The organism is Bacillus sp. AFS031507 (genome assembly GCF_002584635.1).
In the GTDB taxonomy this organism is placed as follows: Bacteria; Bacillota; Bacilli; order Bacillales; family Cytobacillaceae; genus Neobacillus.
In genome coordinates, this window is the sequence record NZ_NUOW01000024.1 from 53,281 (window position 1) to 74,126 (window position 20,846).

The following is a 20,846-nucleotide window of genomic DNA, read 5'->3' on the forward strand; positions in this document are numbered from 1 at the left end:
ACCCCAATTATTTTTTTATTGTTTCTTTTGCATATCGATTGATTGGATAAGGCAGACCAAGATTTCCTCGTAAAGTGTCTGCTTCATATTCCGTTCTGAAAAGACCCCGGTTTTGAAGAATTGGGACGACATAATCGATAAAATTTGTTAAATCGCTCGGGATATTTGTACCGATAATAAATCCATCGGCAGCGCGTCCTTCAAACCACTCTTGAATACGATCCGCTACCTGTTCTGGGGTGCCTATAAATGGAGTTCTAGTTGTCGCTGAACTGAGTGCCACTTGTCTGAGTGTCAGGTTCTTCTCTTTTGCTTCTTGTTTAATCCGATCTGTGCCACTCTTAAAACTATTACTTCCTAAATCTCCTAATTCAGGAAAGGGTTCATCTAATTCATACTGAGAGAAATCGTGGTGCTCAAAGAATCTCCCCAAATAGGCAAGTGCCTTTTCGATTGTCACTAGGTTAGCAATTTCTTGATACTTTTGCTCTGCTTCTTCCTCTGTATGACCGATGATGGGCCCAATACCAGGCAAAATGAGAATTTCGTCTGGATTTCTACCAAAAGATGCTGCCCTGCCCTTCACATCTTGATAAAATTTCTGTGCCTCCTCTAATGATGGATGCCCTGTGAACACTGCATCCGCTTCTTTTGCGGCCAGATTTTTGCCATCTTCTGATGATCCAGCTTGAAATATAATCGGGCGCCCTTGCTTTGATCGAGCAATATTCAGCGGACCTGATACAGAGAAAAATTCACCTTTGTGATTCAATTCATGCAATTTTTCTGGATCAAAAAACACACCCGTTTCTTTGTCCCGGACAAATGCGTCATCTTCCCACGAATCCCACAAGCCTTTCGCAACATCAATATATTCAGCGGCAATTTTATATCGTTTTGGATGGTCAGGATGCCCTTCAATCGTCTTACTGAAGTTTAATGCCGTTTTTTCTAGTGGTGAGGTCACCACATTCCAACCTGCACGTCCTCCACTGATGTGGTCTAATGACGAAAACTGCCGTGCAACATTGAACGGTTCACTGTACGAAGTAGACAGTGTTCCCGCAAGACCAATACGTGAGGTGACAGCCGCCAAAGCAGATAGAATAGTAATAGGCTCAAAACGGTTTAAGAAGTGAGGAATAGAGTTCTTGTTAATATGCAAACCATCTGCAATGAAAACAAAATCAAATTTTCCTTCTTCCGATTTTTGTGCTTGAGCTTTATAATATTCAAAGTTTACACTCGCATCTGATGGAACTTCTGGATGTCTCCAGCCTGAAATATTGCCGCCTACTCCATGAATTATCGTTCCAAATCTTAATTTTCTTTGTTCTGACATAACCATTTCCCCTCTCATTCTCTTATTCTTAGAAATCAATCCAATTAATCCTATAAATTTAGTTGGTTTTAATCAAAAAAATTCAACGGTTCTGTAAAAATGGAGCTAATACCTTTTCAAGATGGTTGATCCCCACCTCGGTTACCCCTTGATAAATGCCGTCTTGACCAATTTCAACCACTGGTACATGACGAATCCCATATTTAACCTCTAATATATCGCGGTATTCATCGTGATTAGTCACATCAACCGTTTGATAATTCACTTGTTTTTCTTCTAAAAATTGTTTAACCTCTAAACAATAGTGACAACCTTGTTTTGACCACACAACAACTGATAATGGATTTGACATGACAATTTCCTCCTAAATTTTATTATTTCACTGGAACAGATATTTCCGAAAATGCCTCGCTTAAGAGTACGTATGATTTAAGTCTCTTCTCAAAATTTTGAACAGGTATCACGACAATAACTTCTTCCAAATCGTATATATTTTGGAGGTGAAGAAGTTTTTCTCTCACTGTTTCCTTTGAACCATATAGGATGTTTGCTTCTTGTATTTCTAGTTGATAGCTTTCATTCGCCTGCTTCGCAAACAGTTCTGCTTGCTCCACGCTCCCTACAGTAACGGTCTTGCCACTCTTAAGATGCACTTTGACGATTTTAGAATTAGCCACGAGTTCCTTTGCTTCCTCCTCTGTATCAGCCACAATAACAGAGAGTGCTAGAATAAAAGAAAGGGACTGTAACTTTTTCCGTTTCTGCAAATGGCTGAACTCGTCAAAAGCTTCATTAAGAATCCTTTCCTCACTATTAATGAACTGAGCAAATACAAAAGAGTATCCTAATTCACCAGCGAGTTTCGCACTTGAGGCACTTGCTCCCAATAAGAATAGTTCGGGTGGCGTTGGTGGAACCGGCTCAGCTTTAAGTCCATAAAACGGATCATATGGTTCAAGCGTGTCAGAGATAAACTTTTTAAGGTCGACCAGCTTTTCCCATAATTCTTTTGGATTTCCATCAAAATCCTGCTGAAGGGCTTTTGTTGATAACGGAAGCCCTCCGGGTGCTTTCCCCAACCCTAAATCCACTCTCCCAGGTGATAATGAAGCTAATACATTAAAGGTTTCGGCCACTTTATAAGGACTGTAATGCTGGAGCATCACACCTCCTGAGCCAATTCGAATTTGTTTCGTTTTTGCGAGAAGATGGGCTATTAATACTTCTGGAACTGATCCTGCTAATTTCTCAGCATTATGGTGCTCAGATACCCAAAAGCGTTGATAACCCAACTCCTCTGCCCGTTGTGCTAATTCAATTGTATGGTTAAAGGCGTCAAAGGCAGTTTCATTTTCAGCAATGACGCTTTGATCCAAAATGCTAAGTTTCAATCCCAAAAGGATCCCCTCCTAGTAAAATAAATATCTATTAAATCCAAGATGCTTAAGTGGTTAAATGATCGAGCTGATCACTCCTTTATCAGATAACAAGGAAGGCTTTAACGTATTTAATTCAGTATCTAATCGTTTTTCAACTTCTCCATCAAGTTCATAACGATTATTCACTAGTTTTTTTACTTGACTATCTACGATATAAGTCCCTTTTAAGATGTGGGTAGCTCCGAGGGATGCGAGCACTGGTTTTAGTGCGTAATCAATCATAAGGAGATGTCCGATCGATCCTCCAATGGCAATGGGTAAAATCGTTTTATTCACCAAACTATTTTGTGGCAGAAGATCCAAATAAGTTTTTAAGACCCCGGTAAATGATGCTTTATAAACCGGCGTTAAAATTACAATAATAGATGAATCTTCGACGTTTTTATTTGCCTTAATTATTTCTGCGCTGTCAAATCTCGCTTGAATTAAATCCTCTGCTGGAAGATTGCGGATATGGATGATTTCAGGAGAATGATTCACTCCCTCGAAAAACTCTACAACATAATCCAATGCCCCATTTAATCTCGTATGTTCAGAAGGACTTCCCGAAATAATCGTTATTTTACTCATCTTTGTTACTCCCTTTCTTATGTGTAAATTGATATCTTTTCTAAAATCTCTGTTAAACCTAGTTGTTGATTTCCGCTCCAGGCGCGTGCGGTTCGCGGGCGGTCCGGTGAGCCTCCTCGGCGCTAAGCGCCTGCGGGGTCTCCCCTGCCCCGTCCTCCCGCAGGAGTCTTCGCGCCTTCCGCTCCAATCAACATGGCTATAAATTCAATAATGACTTTTTACACAACCTTTTTAGAAAAACTAACCCGACTTATCTCGTGTGCAATAGTGAGTTAAAAAAGTAAAAGCTCCTGTTTTTTTAACAGGAGCCTTTGGTAGACCAATCGGCGCAATCTTATTTTAATTTATCGATCCATACCACTGGATCTCGATTCATGGGATTCCTTGTATAAATAAGCCATGTTAGATATATTAGGTGGCAGCCACTTCACTGGTTTGTTCCCAAACGGTGCTGGGTTTCTCCCGCCGCAACACTGGTGCCACATCTGTTGCAAATCTATGCAATTGTTCCTGCTGTTCTGATTCCGTTAAGCCATCAACACTGATGCTTAATACCTGATTTCCATATGCCTCATGGTAGTTTAAGATTTTCTCGATTACTTGCTCTGCACTACCAACCAAGACTGGCCCATTTGCTATATTATCTTCAAGATCTTTAAAAGGCGAGTTATTATGCTTCGCTGCTTCTGTATCATGAAAAGCATTGTAGTAAGCTCGGAAACGGTTGATTGCCTCCTCAGCAGTATTGGCAATATATAGACTGCTAGCACCCGATCCAACGATTGCTTTCTTAGGATCGTGACCATAGTAAGCCAACCGCTCACGATAATGATCAATTAACGCTTTATACTTGGCTTGGGGATGAAAAGTGTTGGATGAGAAAATAGGATCCCCATATTTTGCGGCCAATTCAGTAGAACGCGTACTTGATGCGCTCCCATGCCATATTGGAATGCCCTTTTGAAAAGGCCTCGGTTGTGTCGTGACATTGGTTAATGATGTTCGGTAGCGCCCCTCCCAGCTTACGTTCTCCTCATTCCATAAGCGCTTTAGTAATTCGTATCGCTCTTCAAGCGAATCCCATTGCTCCTCCTCGGTTATTCCAAAAAGCGGATAATGACGAGGATCGTTGCCTTTCCCGATAATCAACTCTAACCTCCCTCCTGAAAGGTGATCTAGTGTCGCAAAATCCTCTGCCACACGAATGGGATCCAGAACACTTAGAACTAATACTGTCGTCAATAACCGAATGCGTGAAGTTTTTCCAGCAATAGCCGTCAATACTACAGCTGGTGATGAGGAAAGGAATGGTGTTCCATGACGCTCTCCAACACCATAGGCATCAAAGCCTAGTTTCTCTGCTAAAATTGCCTGATTGACTACATTTTGAAATTTCTGCTGAGCAGTCAGTGATACACCGGTTACCGCATTGGGTTCATTCATCATAAGGGTAAACAATGCGAATTTCACTATATTAAGACCTCCAATGCACTCTTGTTTTTTCTGGGTTTATCTGCCCTTTATAGTACTTTCATCACCAAAACCAATAAAAAAGACTCCTGTTAATAACAGGAGCCTTTGGTAGTCCAATCGGCTTTTACAATAATAGGTAAAACTCCAACAAAAGCAAAGCTTACATATTTTCATAAGTACAATTTTCATTAAATTTTTTGCTGCTGAGAAGAGGTCTCATTATCTAACTTAAACACGAACTCCTATTTCACCTACTGGTTTACTTGGTATTAAGATACTAACTGTTGAATACACTATAAATCTTAATTAGTGTTGTTGTCAATCCATTACTTTGAATTTTTAGATAAATTTTTTTATTAATTCCCACTTGACTTATTATTTAATAAATCTGCATCTTTATTAGTCACTAGAATAAAAAACTCGCCAATTGGCGAGCTTTCAATTGCTGTTTGTTATTAAGAGTGGGGTAAGAAGCCTTAATCGACTCTCTGTTCATACTTATAGGTATTAAAATGAAATATTTGCACCTTAACCTTTACATTCGTTAAGGAGTCTTTATCTAAATAAAAGCCGTTAGATTTTTTTAATTCCCTATATTGCTTCGGGTGTTTTCTATACCACTTTTCACCAACATTTAGTATATCTGTTTTATTTTTCACTCCATTTTTATAAATGGAAGTAAGTTTTCTTTTTATATCTTCTTCAACTAATTTCTCTAATTTCTGTTCGGGAATATCTTTGATTTTTTCGATCAAATCTACTGGTACAGTTAATTCTATAGCAAACTTTGGGGTAGTCGTTCCCTTCTTGTATTTTACCTTCATTTTTGGAGTGGCTAGCTTCACTGCTGCTACAAGCTTTCCCTCTTCATCTACTCTTTGATTTAAAGAAACCTTTTTTTCTAATAACCAATTAGTATAAACAGCGTCCTTGAATGGAAGGACTTTAATAAATTTTTGCTGTTGAAAAATCGCATATCCATTGAAAAATACAATGGGGTACTTTCCGTCAGCCTTCCAGGTTTGAGAGTCAATTTTTACATTAGGTAGTTTAGCCACCCCCATAGGCTCATAATAGGCTCTTAAAAAATCCATTAATGCCATAGGCTTGATCTGATTTTGATACACTTCGTTCTTTTCCTTTCTAAAAAGAACCGTGTATATTGCTGGATAATTAAATAATGCTTTTATATTAAATATTTCGCTTATATTTTCATCCGTTGTCATGACTCGTATAGTATGCCTGAGTGAACGATTTCTTCCTATTTCTACCATTACTTCCTTAAAATGATTCCTGACTATTCTTTGACTTAAAACAAATGTTTCTACGTGGCCAAAAAATAAAGGAGGCTCCGACTTTTTATAAAGGTTACCCACAGCTAAATTTAGTGTTTCTCCAGTTGCTGATGCAATAAAAATCGGGATGGGTTCAGTAGGTTTACCTCCTTCTACCTTTGCTACATTAGCGAAATTTAAGGATTGAAGATACGCGATATACTCCTTCTTTTCTTCATCATAGTCCATACCAATTGCCACAACATAGGTTAAATCTTGAATATTTTTTAAACCTGAACAACCGGAAAGAATCAGACAACCGGCTAAAAAAGAAATCATCCATTTCCTTTTCATGATTGATTTCCACCCCTTGTTGGATCATCTGGACTGGTTAAGGTTGTTCTTGACTTATAAAATTGCCTTGGAGCCCTAAGGAATGACTTAATCATTCCTTTTAGATTGATTGGCGAAAGAGAGCCTAGGTATGGAGACCCAAAGGAAGAAAGGGTTGAAAAGTAAAAAACCGTTAGAATAAAGCCAATAATGACTCCGAATAATCCAAATAAGGTACCCATTAAGATAATCGTGAATCTTAAGATGGTACAAGCCGTACTTAAAGTTTGATTCACCAACGTAAAAGACGAGATGTAGGTAATCGCCGCTACTACCAGCATGGTCGGTGATGTTAACCCCGCCCGAATCGCAGCATCCCCTACGATTAAGCCACCTAAAACAGCGACGGTTTGCCCAATTGCTCTTGGCAAGCGTACCCCAGCTTCATTAAATATCTCAAACAAAAATAGAACAATAAACATTTCAAGTGGTGAAGAAATGGGCAGCCCAAAACGCGAGATTGTAATAGTCGCAACCAGTAAGTAGGGAACCTGTTCAATATTATAGGCAGAAAATGCTATCCATGCACCAGGTAAAAAAGCAGATACGATCAAACCTATCATCCTGATAATTCTTTCTAGTGATACATAAGCATAGCTTATGTAATTGTCCTCAGGTGATTTAATCTGCAATAATAAATTGACCGGTGCATAAGAGACTGTAGGATTTCCATCAACTATGAGAGCAAACCGGCCTTGATTCAGCGCTTGAACAATAAAGTCAGGTCTACCCGTATAGTCCGTACTCGGGAAGATGGAATACGGTCTATCACGAACATATGATTCAAGTTCATGAATACTCGTCAAGATATCCAGTTCTACTTTTTCTAACCTTTTATGGATTTCATCTAAAACTCGCTGATCAATTAAATCATCTATATACATGAGTACTACTTTTGTTCTACTTCTTTTACCAATCGTATATTTCTCTAAACATAAAGACGAGGTGTTAAGTCTTCGTCTTATTAAGGAGATATTTGTCTTTAGATCCTCCACAAAACCATCCTTAGGACCCCTTATTGAGCTCTCAATCGCTGATTCTTCAGGTTGCCGCATAGGAAAGTATCCTGCCTGAATACTTAAAAACGAATCACTGAATAAAAATAAGACATTTCCATCAAAAAGTAAATTTGATAAATCGTCTAAGGATTTCAAACTTACATCATCTGCTTGAAATAAGGTTTTCAGCTTTTTCTTGATAGAATCTTCTTTATTACCGCTGAGTTTAGGTAAAATATATTGATCTAAATAATGTATATCAACTAAGCTTTCAAAATAGATAATTTCAAATGTTTCCATTTCTGTATTGTGCTCTATAAATCGTAGGTCTTGACTTTTCTTAAATTGTATTTTTAGGTTATCGGCTTTTTCCTTTAACCTTCCTTTATGAAGTGGATTCGAGAATATTTTTCTTACCATGTTTTTCATCCCATTTCTTTAATACTTTTATAATTATGGCTGATAGCAGGATTTGAAAAAGAAAAAATGCCATACTAGCCGGCAGAAAGTATTTATATATGGCATCATAGAAATAATATGTCTCGACTTTTATTGTCATCAGGCCGAACAAAAAGAGATACATGACACCAACAAGCTTTGGGTTCAGTCTATAATGTTTCTTTTTATTAGTAAAAAATGTACCTAAAAGATACATGAATAAACCAATTCGAATCAACGCACCGCTAAGCCATTGATATAAAGCAAAAAAATCTAGATGTGATATATATTCCCCAATGCTTAATACACGCCACTGTTCATAAGCTGGATACCGAAAGTGAATTGCTTCAGTAGGTCCAAACTCCATAATTGATGCAGAAAGAGGCCCTAAGATTAAGCCTGTTAAAAAAGTCAATAAAATAAACAACTGTTTAAATTTAATAGGTTCCTGTGAAAATGGCTGCAACAAGATAACCATGTAAATCTCAAGAAGTCCTGATAGAACATATATTCCCCCTCTAATAAGAGGAGAATAGCCGTCTGCAAACACAGGAAATAATAAGCTCGGGTCCTTTAAGCTCGTGTTTGTAATTGCAATTAATATGCCAAATAACACCACAAGCGGTAGTAAAAAACCGCTAGATATAGCCATGCTCTTGACCCCAGCTAGTGTGATTAAAAAACAGACTAAAATCAAAATAAAATTAATCATAAAAACAGAAGCATCCGCGAGAAAATAGGCCTTTAACCAGATCATTAAGTCCCTAAAAGTTACATAAGAGCTTGTGAATAAAAATAGGATGACAGGAATCGAAAAAACGGTAGAAAAAGTCCTTCCGAGACGCTGTCGAATCATAGAAAAGAAACCTTCATTTGGACTGTTTTTTACAATAAAATACACCAGCCATAGAAAGAAAAGAGCAATCGGATATGCCACAATGACACTTAGCCAACTGTCTCTTCCAGCTGCCGTAAGCAAATTGGGGATAAGAAGGACATGATTTAGTAAACCTGTCGAAAGGATAAGCAACAATAATAATTGCCTTGGAAGGAGGATTTTAATTAAGTTTTGCATTAAGATCACCGATTTTTCTCATTTTAGGTATTATTATCACCAATAAAGAAAAATATATGTTTTCAAGGTTAATCGGCTCACGATATACGGAATCATTCAACGATTTGATTTTTGATCCTTTCCAAGATTACAACTGCAACGGTCAGCTCAAAAGAAAAATATCAGAAATAAAAAAAGTTCAAGGTCCCATNNATGGGACCTTGAACTTTTTTGTTTATATAATACGTGCGGTTACGATTCCACCGATTTGATCGATTTTTTCTTGCAATCCAGGAATGATATCGCCATTTACTTTATTGTCAATGTCAATCATCGTATAAGCATATTCCCCACGGCTTCTATTAATCATGTCTGCGATGTTTAAATTATAGCTTGAAATAGCTAGTGTAAGCTGTCCAACCATGTTTGGAACGTTTTTATGGAATACTGCCACACGTTTTTTTCCTGTATAAGGTATGGATGCGTTCGGAAAATTCACTGAGTTTTTGATATTTCCGGTTTCCAGAAAATTCTTCACCTGGCGAGCAGCCATAATTGCACAGTTTTCCTCTGATTCTTGCGTAGATGCACCTAGATGAGGGATTGGAATTGCATTTTTCATTTTCAATACATTTTCATTTGGGAAGTCTGTAATATACTTACCAACCTTGCCGCCTTCAAGCGCTGCTGCCATATCTGTTTCATTCACAAGCTCTCCGCGTGAGAAATTCAAAATGTGAACTCCAGACTTCATAATGCTAAAGGTTGCTTGGTTAAACATTCCTCTTGTGTCATCGGTTAATGGAACGTGAACAGTAATATAATCAGAATTAGCAAACAACTGTTCAATCGTCATCGCGCGCTGTACATTTCGGGACAAATTCCAAGCTGTATCAACAGAAATGAACGGGTCAAAACCAATTACGTCCATGTCTAAATCTAGGGCATCATTCGCTACAAGTGCTCCGATTGCGCCTAAACCAATTACTCCCAGCGTTTTCCCCTTAATTTCTTTTCCAACGAATTGTTTCTTACCTGCTTCAACTAGCTTCGGAACTTGGTCACCTTGGCCTTCTAAGGCTTTAGTCCATGCTATGCCGTCAAAAAGGTTTCGGGATGAAGCCATCAATGTAGTAAGAACCATTTCTTTTACAGCATTAGCATTCGCACCAGGGGTATTGAAAACCACAATTCCCTGTTCTGTACATTTTTCAACCGGAATGTTATTAACACCCGCTCCGGCACGTGCAATGGCCTTTACATTATGACCCAATTCTAGTGAATGCATATTAAAACTACGCACAACAATCGCATCAGGATTTTCACTGTCATTGTCAATCGTAAAATTATCCTTATTGAATACATTTAGCCCGCTCTCTGCAATATTGTTTAAGGTTTTGATTGTTTTCATTTTGTCTAATGTTGTTGTGCTCATCTTGTAATCTCCTCTATTCTTATATGATAGTTTGAAATTTCCTAAATTCATTAAGCAAGCTGAAAGGGTCAAATTTTATTAAAATCTGTATCTACTTGATTTTTAAAATATTAAAGTAATCTTGGCTCATAGCCGGTTGAAATATCCCCTCCTATAAACAGAAAGAGGTAAGGAATAATTCCCTACCTCTGCCCAGGCGAACGGCTACGAGACATTATGTGCTCCCTCACGGTAATCCGTGTTTCGCCAGTTACACATCGTCTTTTTAATTTCTCTTACTATATCAAATTTTCTTACAATAATCAAGCTAGAAAAGGCATTATTTTTTTGTAGTTTGTGTTCAGAAAATTTTCCGCTTCCTACATTAATTTTTTCAAATTCTCAAGAAAAGCTGTTACCTCTTCCTCTTTTGTTGCCCAGGATGTTACAAGTCGAATCGCCGAGTAATCGGTATCGACCTTTTCCCAAATATGAAAGGCATAATGTTTCTCTAATTCCGTAATCAGCGCATTTGGTAAAATCGGAAAGATTTGATTCGATGGAGAATGGGTTAGAAACGGAATATTTGCTTTGCTGATTTCATCTCTAAGTATGGTAGCCATCTTATTAGCATGCGCGGCCAAATCAAAGAACAAATTGTCCCTGAATAGTTCAAGAAACTGGGTGCCCAAAAGTCTCCCTTTTGCGAGGAGTGCGCCCTTTTGCTTCATATGGTATCGAAAATCCTCCTTAAGAGAATCCTTGCAAATCACCAAAGCCTCACCAATAAGTGCCCCATTCTTTGTTCCCCCGATATAGAAGGCATCCACAAGTGTTGGCAGATGACTTAACTGAAGATCATTTTCTGTTGAACAAAGCGCTGAGCCTAACCTTGCACCATCCATATACAATATGAGATGGTTTTTTTTACAAAAATCACTTAACTGCACGAGTTCACTCCGGTTATAAATTGAGCCAATTTCGGTGGAGTTTGATATGTATACCAGCTTAGGCTTGACCATATGCTCATCTGGATGACCGTCAAGTACCGCTTGCACATCAGATGGGGTAAGTTTCCCGTTCACTGTTTCAATTGATAGTACTTTATGTCCTGTCGCTTCAATGGCTCCCGTTTCATGCCCCAAAATATGGCCAGTACTCGCTGCCATTGCTGCTTCATGCGGTCTTAAGAAAGCAGAAATCGCAATTAGATTTGTTTGTGTTCCGCCTGATAAGAGGTGAATATCAACGTCTGTCCGTCCCATTCTCTCCTTTAACAGTTCAACCGCTTTTTGGGAAAATTGATCCTCCCCATAGCCATCCTCTTGGACAAGATTGGATTCTATTAAAGCATTTAATATTCTAGGATGTGCGCCTTCGCTGTAATCGTTCTTAAAGCTATACATCAGATTGCCCCCATCTAATTTTTTATTAGTGTAACTTCATGTCCATCCTAACATATTTCTTAAAGAAAGATGGGTAATTAGAGGATAAAAACGGTAATTACCTTATTAGTCTTTGAACAAATTTCATGTTAATTACAAGAATTAAAAAGATGAACGGATATACTGCTGCAGAATACCAAAGTTTCCATCCACTATAATAAAAAAATTCAGTTTGCACGGTGAACCATTCAAAAATCACTGAGAATATGGACCAAAGGATAATATAAATTGCTTTATATGCTATTTTTCTTTTTGACGGATAATAATTAAGAAATAAAAAGCTAATGGAAGGAAAGTATAGAAAGATCCCAAGTAAAGCTTTCCATTGAAAACCCTTTTCAAAATAACCATAAAGGTGATAATGTATATCGAGCACCATGTCAGTCGTCATTCCGTATGCATAAGCAAAAAAACAAGTGGCATAAATCTCAATTCTGCCTATCCTTTTTGGAACAAAAAAGGAAATTATATTAAAGATAATAAATATGATAAAAATTAGGATCCACATTATAAATTTCCTTCCTTATATCTGGCTTTACTTTCTACCCACAGTATTCCAAAATTTGGTTTCGTCTATTCTATGAAAGAAATTCAAAATAAAAGAGACCTCTGAGGGTCTCTTTTAACATTCTATATTGCTTTTTATTTAACTTGTTTAATGGATTAGGATATGGCAAAATTCAATCATTTTACTTTCTCTCAAAACGCAAATAAACAAACTTCAACATCTTAAATAAATCAACTACCCTCATCATGAGGCGAGTTCCACTTTCCCAATTCTTACTTGCGACTATACCTTTAAAGTACGATTCGCAAGATAATACCTTAATTTTAGACGACCAGTCTTCAAGTACTTTGGGATTGTTAACGTAGAAATACATTTTTGCACCTTTGTTCCCCGTCTTTTCCACTGTTCGATTTGAAGTCTTTAACATAAATTTTGATTCTGCATCGAAGTACAACTCGCCCCCTGGAAAGCGAATTGCCATTTCCTGAAAACTTTTTCTGAGCTGACTTTCCTGAAAATAGTAGAAAACTCCAGCAGCTATAAACAGAATGCCGCCTTCTTCATTAAATATCACGTCATCAAACCAAGAAACGTCAAAAAATGATTTAGCAATGCAGACGTTTCTCTGAGAATCTGCAATCAGAGTTTTGCGAAAAGCTATCGCATCGGGTAGATCAAGGTTATACCAGTTAATTGTCCCATTATCCACTCTTGAAAAAGTAGTATCAAGTCCCGCACCGATGTTTACAATAGTAGCCCTAGGATGTTTTTCTATATATGCTCGGATGGTATCGTCTATTTTTCGCACACGTACTATATAGCTTATGCCACCGTATTCACCAAAAGTCTTCGCTATTTCAGTAAAATCAAAGTCGCAACCTCTAATAATCTCTATCGCTTCTTTGTCGTACAGTATTTCTGGATTCTTCTCACTGGCAGCAAAAGCGATTCGATTATCAACTTTAGAGGCCATTTGTAAGGCTTTAGAATGTCAGACCTATGGATTAACTCACTTTAAACTTAGCTTAAAATCATGTTTTATGTATAAAAAAAAGCTAAAATATGCAAGTTGTGTATAAAACTTGCATATTTTAGGCTTATTAATTTTATTTATTACTGTGTTGAAGCACCCAGTTAGTTAAACAAGAAATTAGTCATTCTTCATTTTAACAACCTTTGCTTCATTAAAAATTTGTTAAAAGAACCATTTTTTCCGTGGTACCGGGTAGTATTCTCCGGCCATTACTGCGTTTATCATCCAAACCTAGAACCCGATCTTTTGACCATGTGCCGCTCAATAAACCTCTTGAGAGAACACCATAAGCCGAAAGCGAAATACCTAATTCCCAAAGTGGTTGCTTATACGCTTAGAATTATTTCCGCCAAAAAGTTGAACAGTCTGCCTTATCCAAAATATTAAACTCGATCATTTTCTCAAGTAATGAGAAATCAACCGGACTATCCCAATGGATACGTACCAACTGCTTGGTGTGATCATAGCCAGCCTGCACAATTTCATCAGAAAAATGATTAATCCCTGCCATTTCAGGGGCAACAGCCAAATGATGTTTGGCTACGCTAAAGCCAATAATAAATGTGCCGTGTTCGGTAAACATAGGCTGATTCCACGCAACTTTTGGCATTAAATTTGGAAATTTCTTAGTTACCCAAGCCAAAACTTCTTCCGTTCGGGCCCGATGTTGCGGGTTATCAATATGCGCTAAATATTCAGCAAAAACTTCCATGTTGTTCCCTCCTAAAATAAAAGGTATTCCTTCAGAGAAATTCCTCAAACCCATTCGCTTGTAACTGTTTAAACTTCTACAGATAATACACAATCTCCTTCTTCCATAAACTTCCTCCACCATAGATTGAAGAAATAGTAATACGTGGTGGATTAAAACACCAATTGAACCAAAATCATATATACAATCGTTCCACCAGCTATAGACAGGAGCATGTTTTTCTTCCATAAGTGAAGCAACGCCACTACTACTACCCCAATCAATTCAGGTAAACCGTGACTTCCAGAAACTAAACTCACGTCCTTAAAACAATAAATGACCAAAAGCCCAATTACTGCTGCTGGCAGTACTTTACCGAGATACTGTACATACTGCGGTGTAGGCTTACCCGATGGGAAAACGATGAATGGAAGAAACCTTGTAAGCACTGTGCCCAAAACCACCATAGCAATCGTAATAATCTGTTGTGTTAAACTCATTGTCATATGGTGCTAACCTCAACTTTCTCCATAGGCTTTCTAATGAGGGTCAGTAACCCAAGAATGGCAAACATCGCAGGGATAATGAAGTGGTCTCCGCCAAAAATAAAGAGACTGACAGTTGAAAGCCCAACACCGATGAGAGCACTGTGGTGCTTTTTCTCTTTCATCCACTGTTCAATGAAAATGACTACAAATAGAGCAGTCATAACAAAATCGAGCCCTTCTGTGTTGAACTTGACAAGAGATCCAGAAATGCCGCCAATTGCTGAACCTATGACCCAATAAGAATGATTGAGTAGTGTCACAAAGAACATAAACCAGCCCTTGTCTACATTCTTCGGAATATCAACGGTACAATTAATAGAAAAAGACTCATCGCAAAGCCCATAAATCATGTAGAGCTTCTTTTTTCCAATTCCCTTATACTTATCCAGCATGGATATGCCGTAAAACAAATGTCGTGCATTTACCATTAAAGTTAGAAAAAGGGCGTTAATCGGATTGAAAGCGACAAGCAATAAATTGGCTGCCACAAACTCCATTGATCCAGCAAATATGAATAGACTCATCAGAATCGGGTAAATTGCACGAAAACCTAATGAATTCATATAGATGCCATATGCGATTCCCAAGAATACAAATCCAGCAAAAATGGGGACTGTATATGGAAAAGCCGCACGAAATGCAATCCATATTTGATTTCTTTTTTTCAAATGATTCACATCCTCAATTGCTAAATTTATTTAAATTTAACATACAAAATCCATACAAAAAACAAGATAATTGTATGGATTACAATTATCCCTACATAGAAAATACCCCCTTTTATCAAAACGGGGGTACAAAGTGATTTTTTTCTAATAAAACAAACTCGTGTATTCACCTTTCCAAACGATCCGATTTCATTATAATAATTCCATACAAAAATGATATGATTGTATGGAACACATATATTAGAGGTGATCTATGCCAATCAATTCATTTGAAAATTATCCAATGTCTTGGAAACCTGATAAGAAAGCCTTAAATCGTCCTTTTTATAAATCTCTTGCGTTACTACTTGAACAGGATGTTATTAATGGCTTTTTGGCACCTGGGACGAAGTTACCTCCGCAACGAGAATTAGCGGATTTTCTTGACTTAAACTTCACCACAATTACCCGTGCCTACAAAATATGTGAGGTAAAGGGATTGATTTATGCCGTTACGGGAAGTGGAACATTTGTAGCTCCAAATGCCGCCCGTTCTATAACCATTTCCGCTGATAAAACAGCAAACCTCATTGAGCTCGGATTTGTGGCATCGTTTGAGCAAACCAATGCTAGCGTAACAGAGGCTATTCAAAAGGTTGTGAACAAAAGTTATCTAGAACAGCTATTAAATTACAACGAGCCGACAGGTATCCTACATCAAAAAACGGCAGCTCTAAACTGGATGGAATCTTACGGAATTCACACGGACCATGAGCATATAGCAATCGTTTCTGGTGCCCAAAATGCACTGGCAATTGCCTTGGCCGCTTTGTTTGAGCCTGGCAATAGAATTGCCACCGATTTATACACGTATTCGAATTTTATTGAATTAGCAAAAATGTTCCATATTCAGTTAGTCCCCATTCTCGGAGACGAGTTTGGGATGTTACCAGACGAACTTGAAAAGCAGTGCAGCCAAATAAATATTCACGGCATTTTCCTAATGCCCTCTTGCTGTAATCCTACCACAGTGATGATTCCAGAGTTTCGAAAGCAAGAATTAGCTGCGGTCATCAGTAAGCATCGTTTAATTTTAATTGAGGATGATATTCATGCTTTTCTGACGGCAGGTATGATCTCCGATTACCAGAAGCCAATGTTCAATTCACTTCCAGAACAGAGCATTTATATTTGCGGCACCTCTAAGTCCATATGTTCTGGCTTAAGAGTTGCCTATATGGTCTATGGGGATGCATTACGTGAGAAAATTCAGCGGGCTATTTTTAACATCAATGTAAAAACCTCATCTTTAGACGCAGAGGTAATTACAGAGCTTATCTTATCAGGGAAGGCTCATGAAATTGTTTCTCATAAGAAACTGCTTGCACTGACTGTTAATGATATTTATTCGGAATATTTTCCTATAAAGAAGAATGTTGGACATCCTCTTAGTTTTTATCGTTGGCTTCCAATTCAAGGATTTAACGATGCCTTTCAGCTAGAATCGGATTTGAAAAGACAAGGTATTAGAGTTTTTCATTCTGATCGTTTTTTAAGTGGGCAGACCACCCCTGATAAGTATTTGCGTATTGCACTAGCTTCCACAAACTCATTAGATGAGTTAAAAATAGGATTAAGTATATTAAGACAGTATCTCAATTAATTCGAACAAAATGAAAAACGGATGAGAAAAATCATCCGTTTTTTTTTACAATCGAAGCACGTTCTCTTTAATTAACGCCCCCTAGTCAACTGACTCGATGCGTTAGTTTTACAACGTATTAAACCATTCATCATCTACAGATTCAAACCAATCCGTTTCTCCTGGTGTAATTGCTAAGTGTACAAACCAACTGTCTTTTGTTGCACCATGCCAATGTTTCATATTCGGAGGAATATTCACCACATCACCCGTTTTGAGTAATTGAGCTGGTTTTCCTTCTTCTTGATACCAACCCTCACCACCAGTAACTAACAAAACTTGTCCAACTTTATGAGAATGCCAGTTATTACGAGCTCCTGGAGCAAAGGTTACATTCCCGATTGGTGCATTTAGTGGCGTTGGATCGGTAAACACCATTTGTAAAAATGCATCACCAATAAAGTTTGATTCTACTTTTTGTCCCAATGGAAAGATGGTGCTATTGCTTAATTGTTCATTTACCATATTTTAATGCCTACTTTCTTTTGATTATTATAGTTGTTTTAACTTTGATTTTTCCTATCCAAGTGTATTACCCCTGAAATAACGACAATCCATCGCTAGTACCAGCATGACTGTACTGCCTGTCAGCGACATTGCGATACGGTGTGCAAGCAGTTCCCCGCCATGAAGAGAGACGTACTTGGTAATACTAAAAATTTTGAATACACATTATTCGATTTTCCCACATCAAGATGTTAACATAATAAACATTGATAAATTAATGAACATCTGTATATAATTATAATCAGATACAAAATACTTACAATGGTTAAATAAACACGTTTTGTTAAGTAATGAACAAATCAATTTAAATTGTTAATTATCTTTATGAAAGTTTGGTGACCCTCACAATGTCTAAAGTGGATAGAAGAATAGCCAAAAGCCAAGAAGCGATTAAAAAAGCAGTTATTGAATTGATGTCCGAACAAAATTTTGATGACATTACAATACAAGATATTTCCGACAGGGCCAATGTTAGCCGGGGAACGATCTATCTTCATTACACGGATAAATATGATCTACTGGATAAGCTCATTGCAGAACATATTGAAAAACTACGGGAGATATGTGAATCGGCATCTGAATTGGATTATATAGATGCAAATCTCCCTTGGTTCGAATACCTTGAAAATCATTATTTATTCTTTTCCACGATGTTAGCCAGTAAAGGAGCCCCTTCATTTCGTAGTCAGTTCCTTGAATTTCTCATCGAAGAATTTAAAGATGAAGTGGATGTAGCAAAAGGAAAAAATCAAGGATTAAATGAAGATGTTATTCTTCAATTTATTGTCACCTCTTACGTAGGGCTAGTGGAATGGTGGTTCAACAACGGAATGCCTTATACCCCTCGTGTGATGGCAGAACAAGTAGGGATTTTATTAGATAGGAATTTATAAAAAAACAGAGCAGTGTTGGCACGTTGGCACACTGCTCCTAAAGGAGTTCCGTTTCTTTAATGTTATGGTTTTTGTTATCATGTACACCATTAAAACACTATGTTTAGCTCGTGTTGAACTAAACTAAGGGACCAACTACTGGGTGCGGTACATATGGTTCCTCTAGTGATGCTATTTCTTCAGGTGTTAGCTTGATTGAAAGAGCTGGTACTGCATCTTCAAGATGCGATATTTTTGTAGCCCCAATAATAGGAGCTGCTACCGGTTCCTTTTGCAGCAACCAAGCAAGTGCAATTTGGGCGCGAGGTACGCCGCGTTTTTCGGCAATGGCAGCAACCTGCTTTGCGATCAATCTGTCCGTATCAGCAGTAGCATCATATTTAGACTTCTGAACTTGGTCCGTTTCGGAACGATGCGTTGTTTCTGCCCAATCACGCGTCAATCTTCCTGAAGCAAGCGGGCTATACGGAATCACACCGATTTTTTCTTCCTTACATAACGGCAGCATCTCACGTTCCTCTTCACGATACAAAAGGTTTAAGTGATTCTGCATGGATACAAACCGCGTCCAACCATTTTTTTCAGCAACATGGTTTGCTTTTAGGAACTGCCATGCCAACATAGCAGAAGCACCAATGTATCTTACCTTACCAGCCTTCACAACATCATGCAATGCTTCCATTGTCTCTTCGATAGGTGTATTATAATCCCACCGGTGTATTTGATATAGATCGACATAATCTGTCCCTAGCCGTTTAAGACTCTTGTCAATTTCACTCATAATATGCTTTCGAGAAAGACCTTTTCCATTTGGACCTTCATGCATAGGGAAATATACTTTTGTTGCAAGAACGATTTCATCTCGATTGGTATATTCCTTTAAAATTTTTCCAACAATCTCTTCGCTTGTTCCATCTGAGTATACATTCGCTGTATCAAAAAAATTGAGTCCTAACTCAAGAGCTTTTTTAATAATAGGACGAGTTTGTTCCTCACCTATTACCCAAGGATGTACCCATCTCTCAGCTACACCAAAACCCATACAGCCAAGGCAAAGCCGAGATACATCCAAACCAGTATTTCCAAGTTTCATATAATCCAATTGATTTGTCCTCTCTTTCTTAAAATAACATAGTTAACTATTTCCTATTATAACCAGAAGGAAAGCACATTCAATTGTTAAATATACGGAATTTGTGTATTACTAAACAAAACCATTAAAATTGTTCATTATCTTTAAAAATTGTAAGGAAAAAAAATCAACCCACTAGCTCCTATATGAGAAGTAAATAATGAAAAGTGTCTCCAATGCAGCCCAAACCAGATAAAACTTTCATTATCTATTTTGATTTCGAATTGCTTCTCTATCTATCGATTGTGGAGGTTTTTCAAACCATCCATGATCGATCATAATTTTTGTCCCCTCTTCCGCATATGAACCTACCTTTAGAAGGTATTTTTCATAAGTAAGGGCTAAATCTTTCCGAAGTGAGGCGGCAATGGCAAGACCGAAGTCTCCAATCCCAATAGCACTTTGTACATTAGTATGAAATAACATCAATTTATCAGAAAAAGGAGCATCCGTGCTATTGGTAATAGTTGAATCCCATGTAGAGGGATAAGAATTATCGTCCTCTTTTAATTTTATCATAAAATCTTCTACCATTTTCTTCCCTAGATCATATCCTTCTTTAAAATAGTCACTTATTTTTTTTGACTGTGCTACTTGACTAAATCCTAATAGCATCGTTTTACCTACGTTTGCCACCTCTATATTAATACCACAATGAGCAACTTCCATTGCAAGCAATGGACGACGGTGACCTATAAGACCTCCAAGAAATGATCTCTCCGTAATATATTCCACTTTTTCTGGATATGAAAGATAAGGGGAACGTATAAACACGCCTTTTTCCTGCATCAATTTTGTATTTCTGTCATATAGCGTTTCCGTTTGGTCATAAAACAACTTAAATAAGTTACGAACATCTTCTCTCGCTGAAATGGATTTAGCCAAGCTATATGTATTTAATCCTGTTCTCCCCATATGATGTAGATAACGCATATAAGTTACATCAGAAAAGAGCTTTTTTGCCTCTAAATTTACATCTTGTTTTCCAAATCCATTCGGAAGAGGAATACCTTCTAAAGTAAATAATTCAGATATTTGTTGGATATGGTCATGTGCAGATTTTAGAGCGAATTCAATAATAGGTTTAATGTCATGGTCTTCGCAAGTTTGTAAAAAATGATTTAGAATACAAATTGCCATTGTATCACCAATGTATGTACTCCATAACATAGAAATTTCCGCCGAGGTTATTTTTGGGGAATGATGTTCCAATAATTTTCAACTCCATTAAAAGTTTTCACATCATTAGAATTCCCAATAAAATTGATAATGATTCGGATTCTTGTCTCGGTAGTCAAACCATTTCGATAAACCAAGGAGAAATTAAAAAAGCCGCCCTCACTTT

The 20,846-nt window shown here is 37.6% G+C and carries 20 protein-coding genes and 1 riboswitch; of the genes, 2 read left to right on the top strand and 18 right to left on the bottom strand.

Annotation, left to right across the window (positions count from 1 at the left end):
- Positions 1-7: 7 nt before the first annotated feature.
- The 15 genes from COE25_RS20290 to azlC form a co-directional block, all read right to left on the bottom strand.
- Positions 8-1,342 (bottom strand): LLM class flavin-dependent oxidoreductase, encoded by a 1,335-nt coding sequence (locus COE25_RS20290; RefSeq protein WP_098933894.1) that lies wholly within the window; start codon positions 1,340-1,342, stop codon positions 8-10.
- A gap of 82 nt (positions 1,343-1,424) precedes the next feature.
- Positions 1,425-1,694 carry a glutaredoxin family protein gene (locus tag COE25_RS20295; protein ID WP_098933895.1) on the bottom strand — a complete coding sequence of 90 codons (270 nt, stop codon included), beginning with the start codon at positions 1,692-1,694 and terminating at the stop codon, positions 1,425-1,427.
- Positions 1,695-1,716: 22 nt separating this feature from the next.
- Positions 1,717-2,739, bottom strand: coding sequence for an LLM class flavin-dependent oxidoreductase (locus COE25_RS20300; RefSeq protein ID WP_098933896.1), 1,023 nt, complete (start codon positions 2,737-2,739; stop codon positions 1,717-1,719).
- Positions 2,740-2,793: 54 nt separating this feature from the next.
- Positions 2,794-3,351, bottom strand: a complete 558-nt coding sequence (ssuE, locus tag COE25_RS20305; RefSeq protein WP_098933897.1) for an NADPH-dependent FMN reductase — start codon at positions 3,349-3,351, stop codon at positions 2,794-2,796.
- A gap of 411 nt (positions 3,352-3,762) precedes the next feature.
- Positions 3,763-4,821, bottom strand: coding sequence for an LLM class flavin-dependent oxidoreductase (locus COE25_RS20310; RefSeq protein ID WP_098933898.1), 1,059 nt, complete (start codon positions 4,819-4,821; stop codon positions 3,763-3,765).
- Between the two features lie 479 nt (positions 4,822-5,300).
- On the bottom strand, positions 5,301-6,452 hold the full coding sequence (locus tag COE25_RS20315) for a Ger(x)C family spore germination protein (protein WP_098933899.1): 1,152 nt from the start codon (positions 6,450-6,452) through the stop codon (positions 5,301-5,303).
- Positions 6,449-7,909 (bottom strand): spore germination protein, encoded by a 1,461-nt coding sequence (locus COE25_RS20320; RefSeq protein WP_098933900.1) that lies wholly within the window; start codon positions 7,907-7,909, stop codon positions 6,449-6,451. Before COE25_RS20320 ends, COE25_RS20315 begins: the two co-directional genes overlap by 4 nt.
- Positions 7,875-9,002, bottom strand: coding sequence for a GerAB/ArcD/ProY family transporter (locus COE25_RS20325; RefSeq protein ID WP_098934043.1), 1,128 nt, complete (start codon positions 9,000-9,002; stop codon positions 7,875-7,877). Before COE25_RS20325 ends, COE25_RS20320 begins: the two co-directional genes overlap by 35 nt.
- Positions 9,003-9,216: 214 nt before the next feature.
- Positions 9,217-10,416, bottom strand: a complete 1,200-nt coding sequence (locus tag COE25_RS20330; RefSeq protein WP_098933901.1) for a phosphoglycerate dehydrogenase — start codon at positions 10,414-10,416, stop codon at positions 9,217-9,219.
- Positions 10,417-10,599: 183 nt separating this feature from the next.
- Positions 10,600-10,680, bottom strand: a riboswitch (ZMP/ZTP riboswitch).
- A gap of 95 nt (positions 10,681-10,775) precedes the next feature.
- A complete protein-coding gene (locus tag COE25_RS20335; RefSeq protein WP_098933902.1) occupies positions 10,776-11,801 on the bottom strand; it encodes a threonine aldolase family protein in 1,026 nt (341 codons plus the stop codon).
- Positions 11,802-11,898: 97 nt separating this feature from the next.
- The gene (locus COE25_RS32345) at positions 11,899-12,348 is read right to left on the bottom strand and encodes a CBO0543 family protein (protein WP_098933903.1); all 450 of its coding nucleotides are present in this window, start codon (positions 12,346-12,348) and stop codon (positions 11,899-11,901) included.
- A gap of 181 nt (positions 12,349-12,529) precedes the next feature.
- On the bottom strand, positions 12,530-13,321 hold the full coding sequence (locus COE25_RS20345) for a class I SAM-dependent methyltransferase (protein WP_098933904.1): 792 nt from the start codon (positions 13,319-13,321) through the stop codon (positions 12,530-12,532).
- 400 nt (positions 13,322-13,721) lie between these two features.
- Positions 13,722-14,093 (bottom strand): iron chaperone, encoded by a 372-nt coding sequence (locus COE25_RS20355; RefSeq protein WP_098933905.1) that lies wholly within the window; start codon positions 14,091-14,093, stop codon positions 13,722-13,724.
- A gap of 152 nt (positions 14,094-14,245) precedes the next feature.
- A complete protein-coding gene (locus tag COE25_RS20360) occupies positions 14,246-14,578 on the bottom strand; it encodes a branched-chain amino acid transporter permease (RefSeq protein ID WP_098933906.1) in 333 nt (110 codons plus the stop codon).
- Positions 14,575-15,318 carry an azaleucine resistance protein AzlC gene (azlC, locus tag COE25_RS20365; protein WP_098933907.1) on the bottom strand — a complete coding sequence of 248 codons (744 nt, stop codon included), beginning with the start codon at positions 15,316-15,318 and terminating at the stop codon, positions 14,575-14,577. Before azlC ends, COE25_RS20360 begins: the two co-directional genes overlap by 4 nt.
- A gap of 223 nt (positions 15,319-15,541) precedes the next feature.
- Between azlC and COE25_RS20370 the strand changes: the two genes are divergently transcribed.
- On the top strand, positions 15,542-16,930 hold the full coding sequence (locus COE25_RS20370) for an aminotransferase-like domain-containing protein (protein ID WP_098933908.1): 1,389 nt from the start codon (positions 15,542-15,544) through the stop codon (positions 16,928-16,930).
- A gap of 108 nt (positions 16,931-17,038) precedes the next feature.
- Here COE25_RS20370 and COE25_RS20375 read toward each other — a convergent pair whose 3' ends face one another.
- A complete protein-coding gene (locus COE25_RS20375) occupies positions 17,039-17,434 on the bottom strand; it encodes a cupin domain-containing protein (protein WP_098933909.1) in 396 nt (131 codons plus the stop codon).
- 389 nt (positions 17,435-17,823) lie between these two features.
- On the opposite strand from COE25_RS20375, the gene COE25_RS20380 reads away from it, so the two are divergent.
- Positions 17,824-18,369 carry a TetR/AcrR family transcriptional regulator gene (locus tag COE25_RS20380; RefSeq protein WP_088087056.1) on the top strand — a complete coding sequence of 182 codons (546 nt, stop codon included), beginning with the start codon at positions 17,824-17,826 and terminating at the stop codon, positions 18,367-18,369.
- A 118-nt stretch (positions 18,370-18,487) separates the two neighbouring features.
- On the opposite strand, the gene COE25_RS20385 is transcribed toward COE25_RS20380, so the two are convergent.
- Together COE25_RS20385 and COE25_RS20390 are read right to left on the bottom strand one after the other, a co-directional pair.
- Positions 18,488-19,471 (bottom strand): aldo/keto reductase, encoded by a 984-nt coding sequence (locus COE25_RS20385; RefSeq protein ID WP_098933910.1) that lies wholly within the window; start codon positions 19,469-19,471, stop codon positions 18,488-18,490.
- 234 nt (positions 19,472-19,705) lie between these two features.
- The gene (locus tag COE25_RS20390) at positions 19,706-20,713 is read right to left on the bottom strand and encodes a DUF3231 family protein (RefSeq protein ID WP_256942341.1); all 1,008 of its coding nucleotides are present in this window, start codon (positions 20,711-20,713) and stop codon (positions 19,706-19,708) included.
- Between the last annotated feature and the right edge of the window lie 133 nt (positions 20,714-20,846).

Coding starts and splice junctions, on each gene's coding strand:
- COE25_RS20290 (WP_098933894.1), bottom strand. CDS start 1,342: ATGTCAGAACAAAGAAAATTAAGATTTGGAACGATAATTCATGGAGTA.
- COE25_RS20295 (WP_098933895.1), bottom strand. CDS start 1,694: ATGTCAAATCCATTATCAGTTGTTGTGTGGTCAAAACAAGGTTGTCAC.
- ssuE (WP_098933897.1), bottom strand. CDS start 3,351: ATGAGTAAAATAACGATTATTTCGGGAAGTCCTTCTGAACATACGAGA.
- COE25_RS20315 (WP_098933899.1), bottom strand. CDS start 6,452: ATGAAAAGGAAATGGATGATTTCTTTTTTAGCCGGTTGTCTGATTCTT.
- COE25_RS20320 (WP_098933900.1), bottom strand. CDS start 7,909: ATGGTAAGAAAAATATTCTCGAATCCACTTCATAAAGGAAGGTTAAAG.
- COE25_RS20325 (WP_098934043.1), bottom strand. CDS start 9,002: ATGCAAAACTTAATTAAAATCCTCCTTCCAAGGCAATTATTATTGTTG.
- COE25_RS20330 (WP_098933901.1), bottom strand. CDS start 10,416: ATGAGCACAACAACATTAGACAAAATGAAAACAATCAAAACCTTAAAC.
- COE25_RS20335 (WP_098933902.1), bottom strand. CDS start 11,801: ATGTATAGCTTTAAGAACGATTACAGCGAAGGCGCACATCCTAGAATA.
- COE25_RS32345 (WP_098933903.1), bottom strand. CDS start 12,348: ATGTGGATCCTAATTTTTATCATATTTATTATCTTTAATATAATTTCC.
- COE25_RS20345 (WP_098933904.1), bottom strand. CDS start 13,321: ATGGCCTCTAAAGTTGATAATCGAATCGCTTTTGCTGCCAGTGAGAAG.
- COE25_RS20355 (WP_098933905.1), bottom strand. CDS start 14,093: ATGGAAGTTTTTGCTGAATATTTAGCGCATATTGATAACCCGCAACAT.
- COE25_RS20360 (WP_098933906.1), bottom strand. CDS start 14,578: ATGACAATGAGTTTAACACAACAGATTATTACGATTGCTATGGTGGTT.
- COE25_RS20370 (WP_098933908.1), top strand. CDS start 15,542: ATGCCAATCAATTCATTTGAAAATTATCCAATGTCTTGGAAACCTGAT.
- COE25_RS20375 (WP_098933909.1), bottom strand. CDS start 17,434: ATGGTAAATGAACAATTAAGCAATAGCACCATCTTTCCATTGGGACAA.
- COE25_RS20380 (WP_088087056.1), top strand. CDS start 17,824: ATGTCTAAAGTGGATAGAAGAATAGCCAAAAGCCAAGAAGCGATTAAA.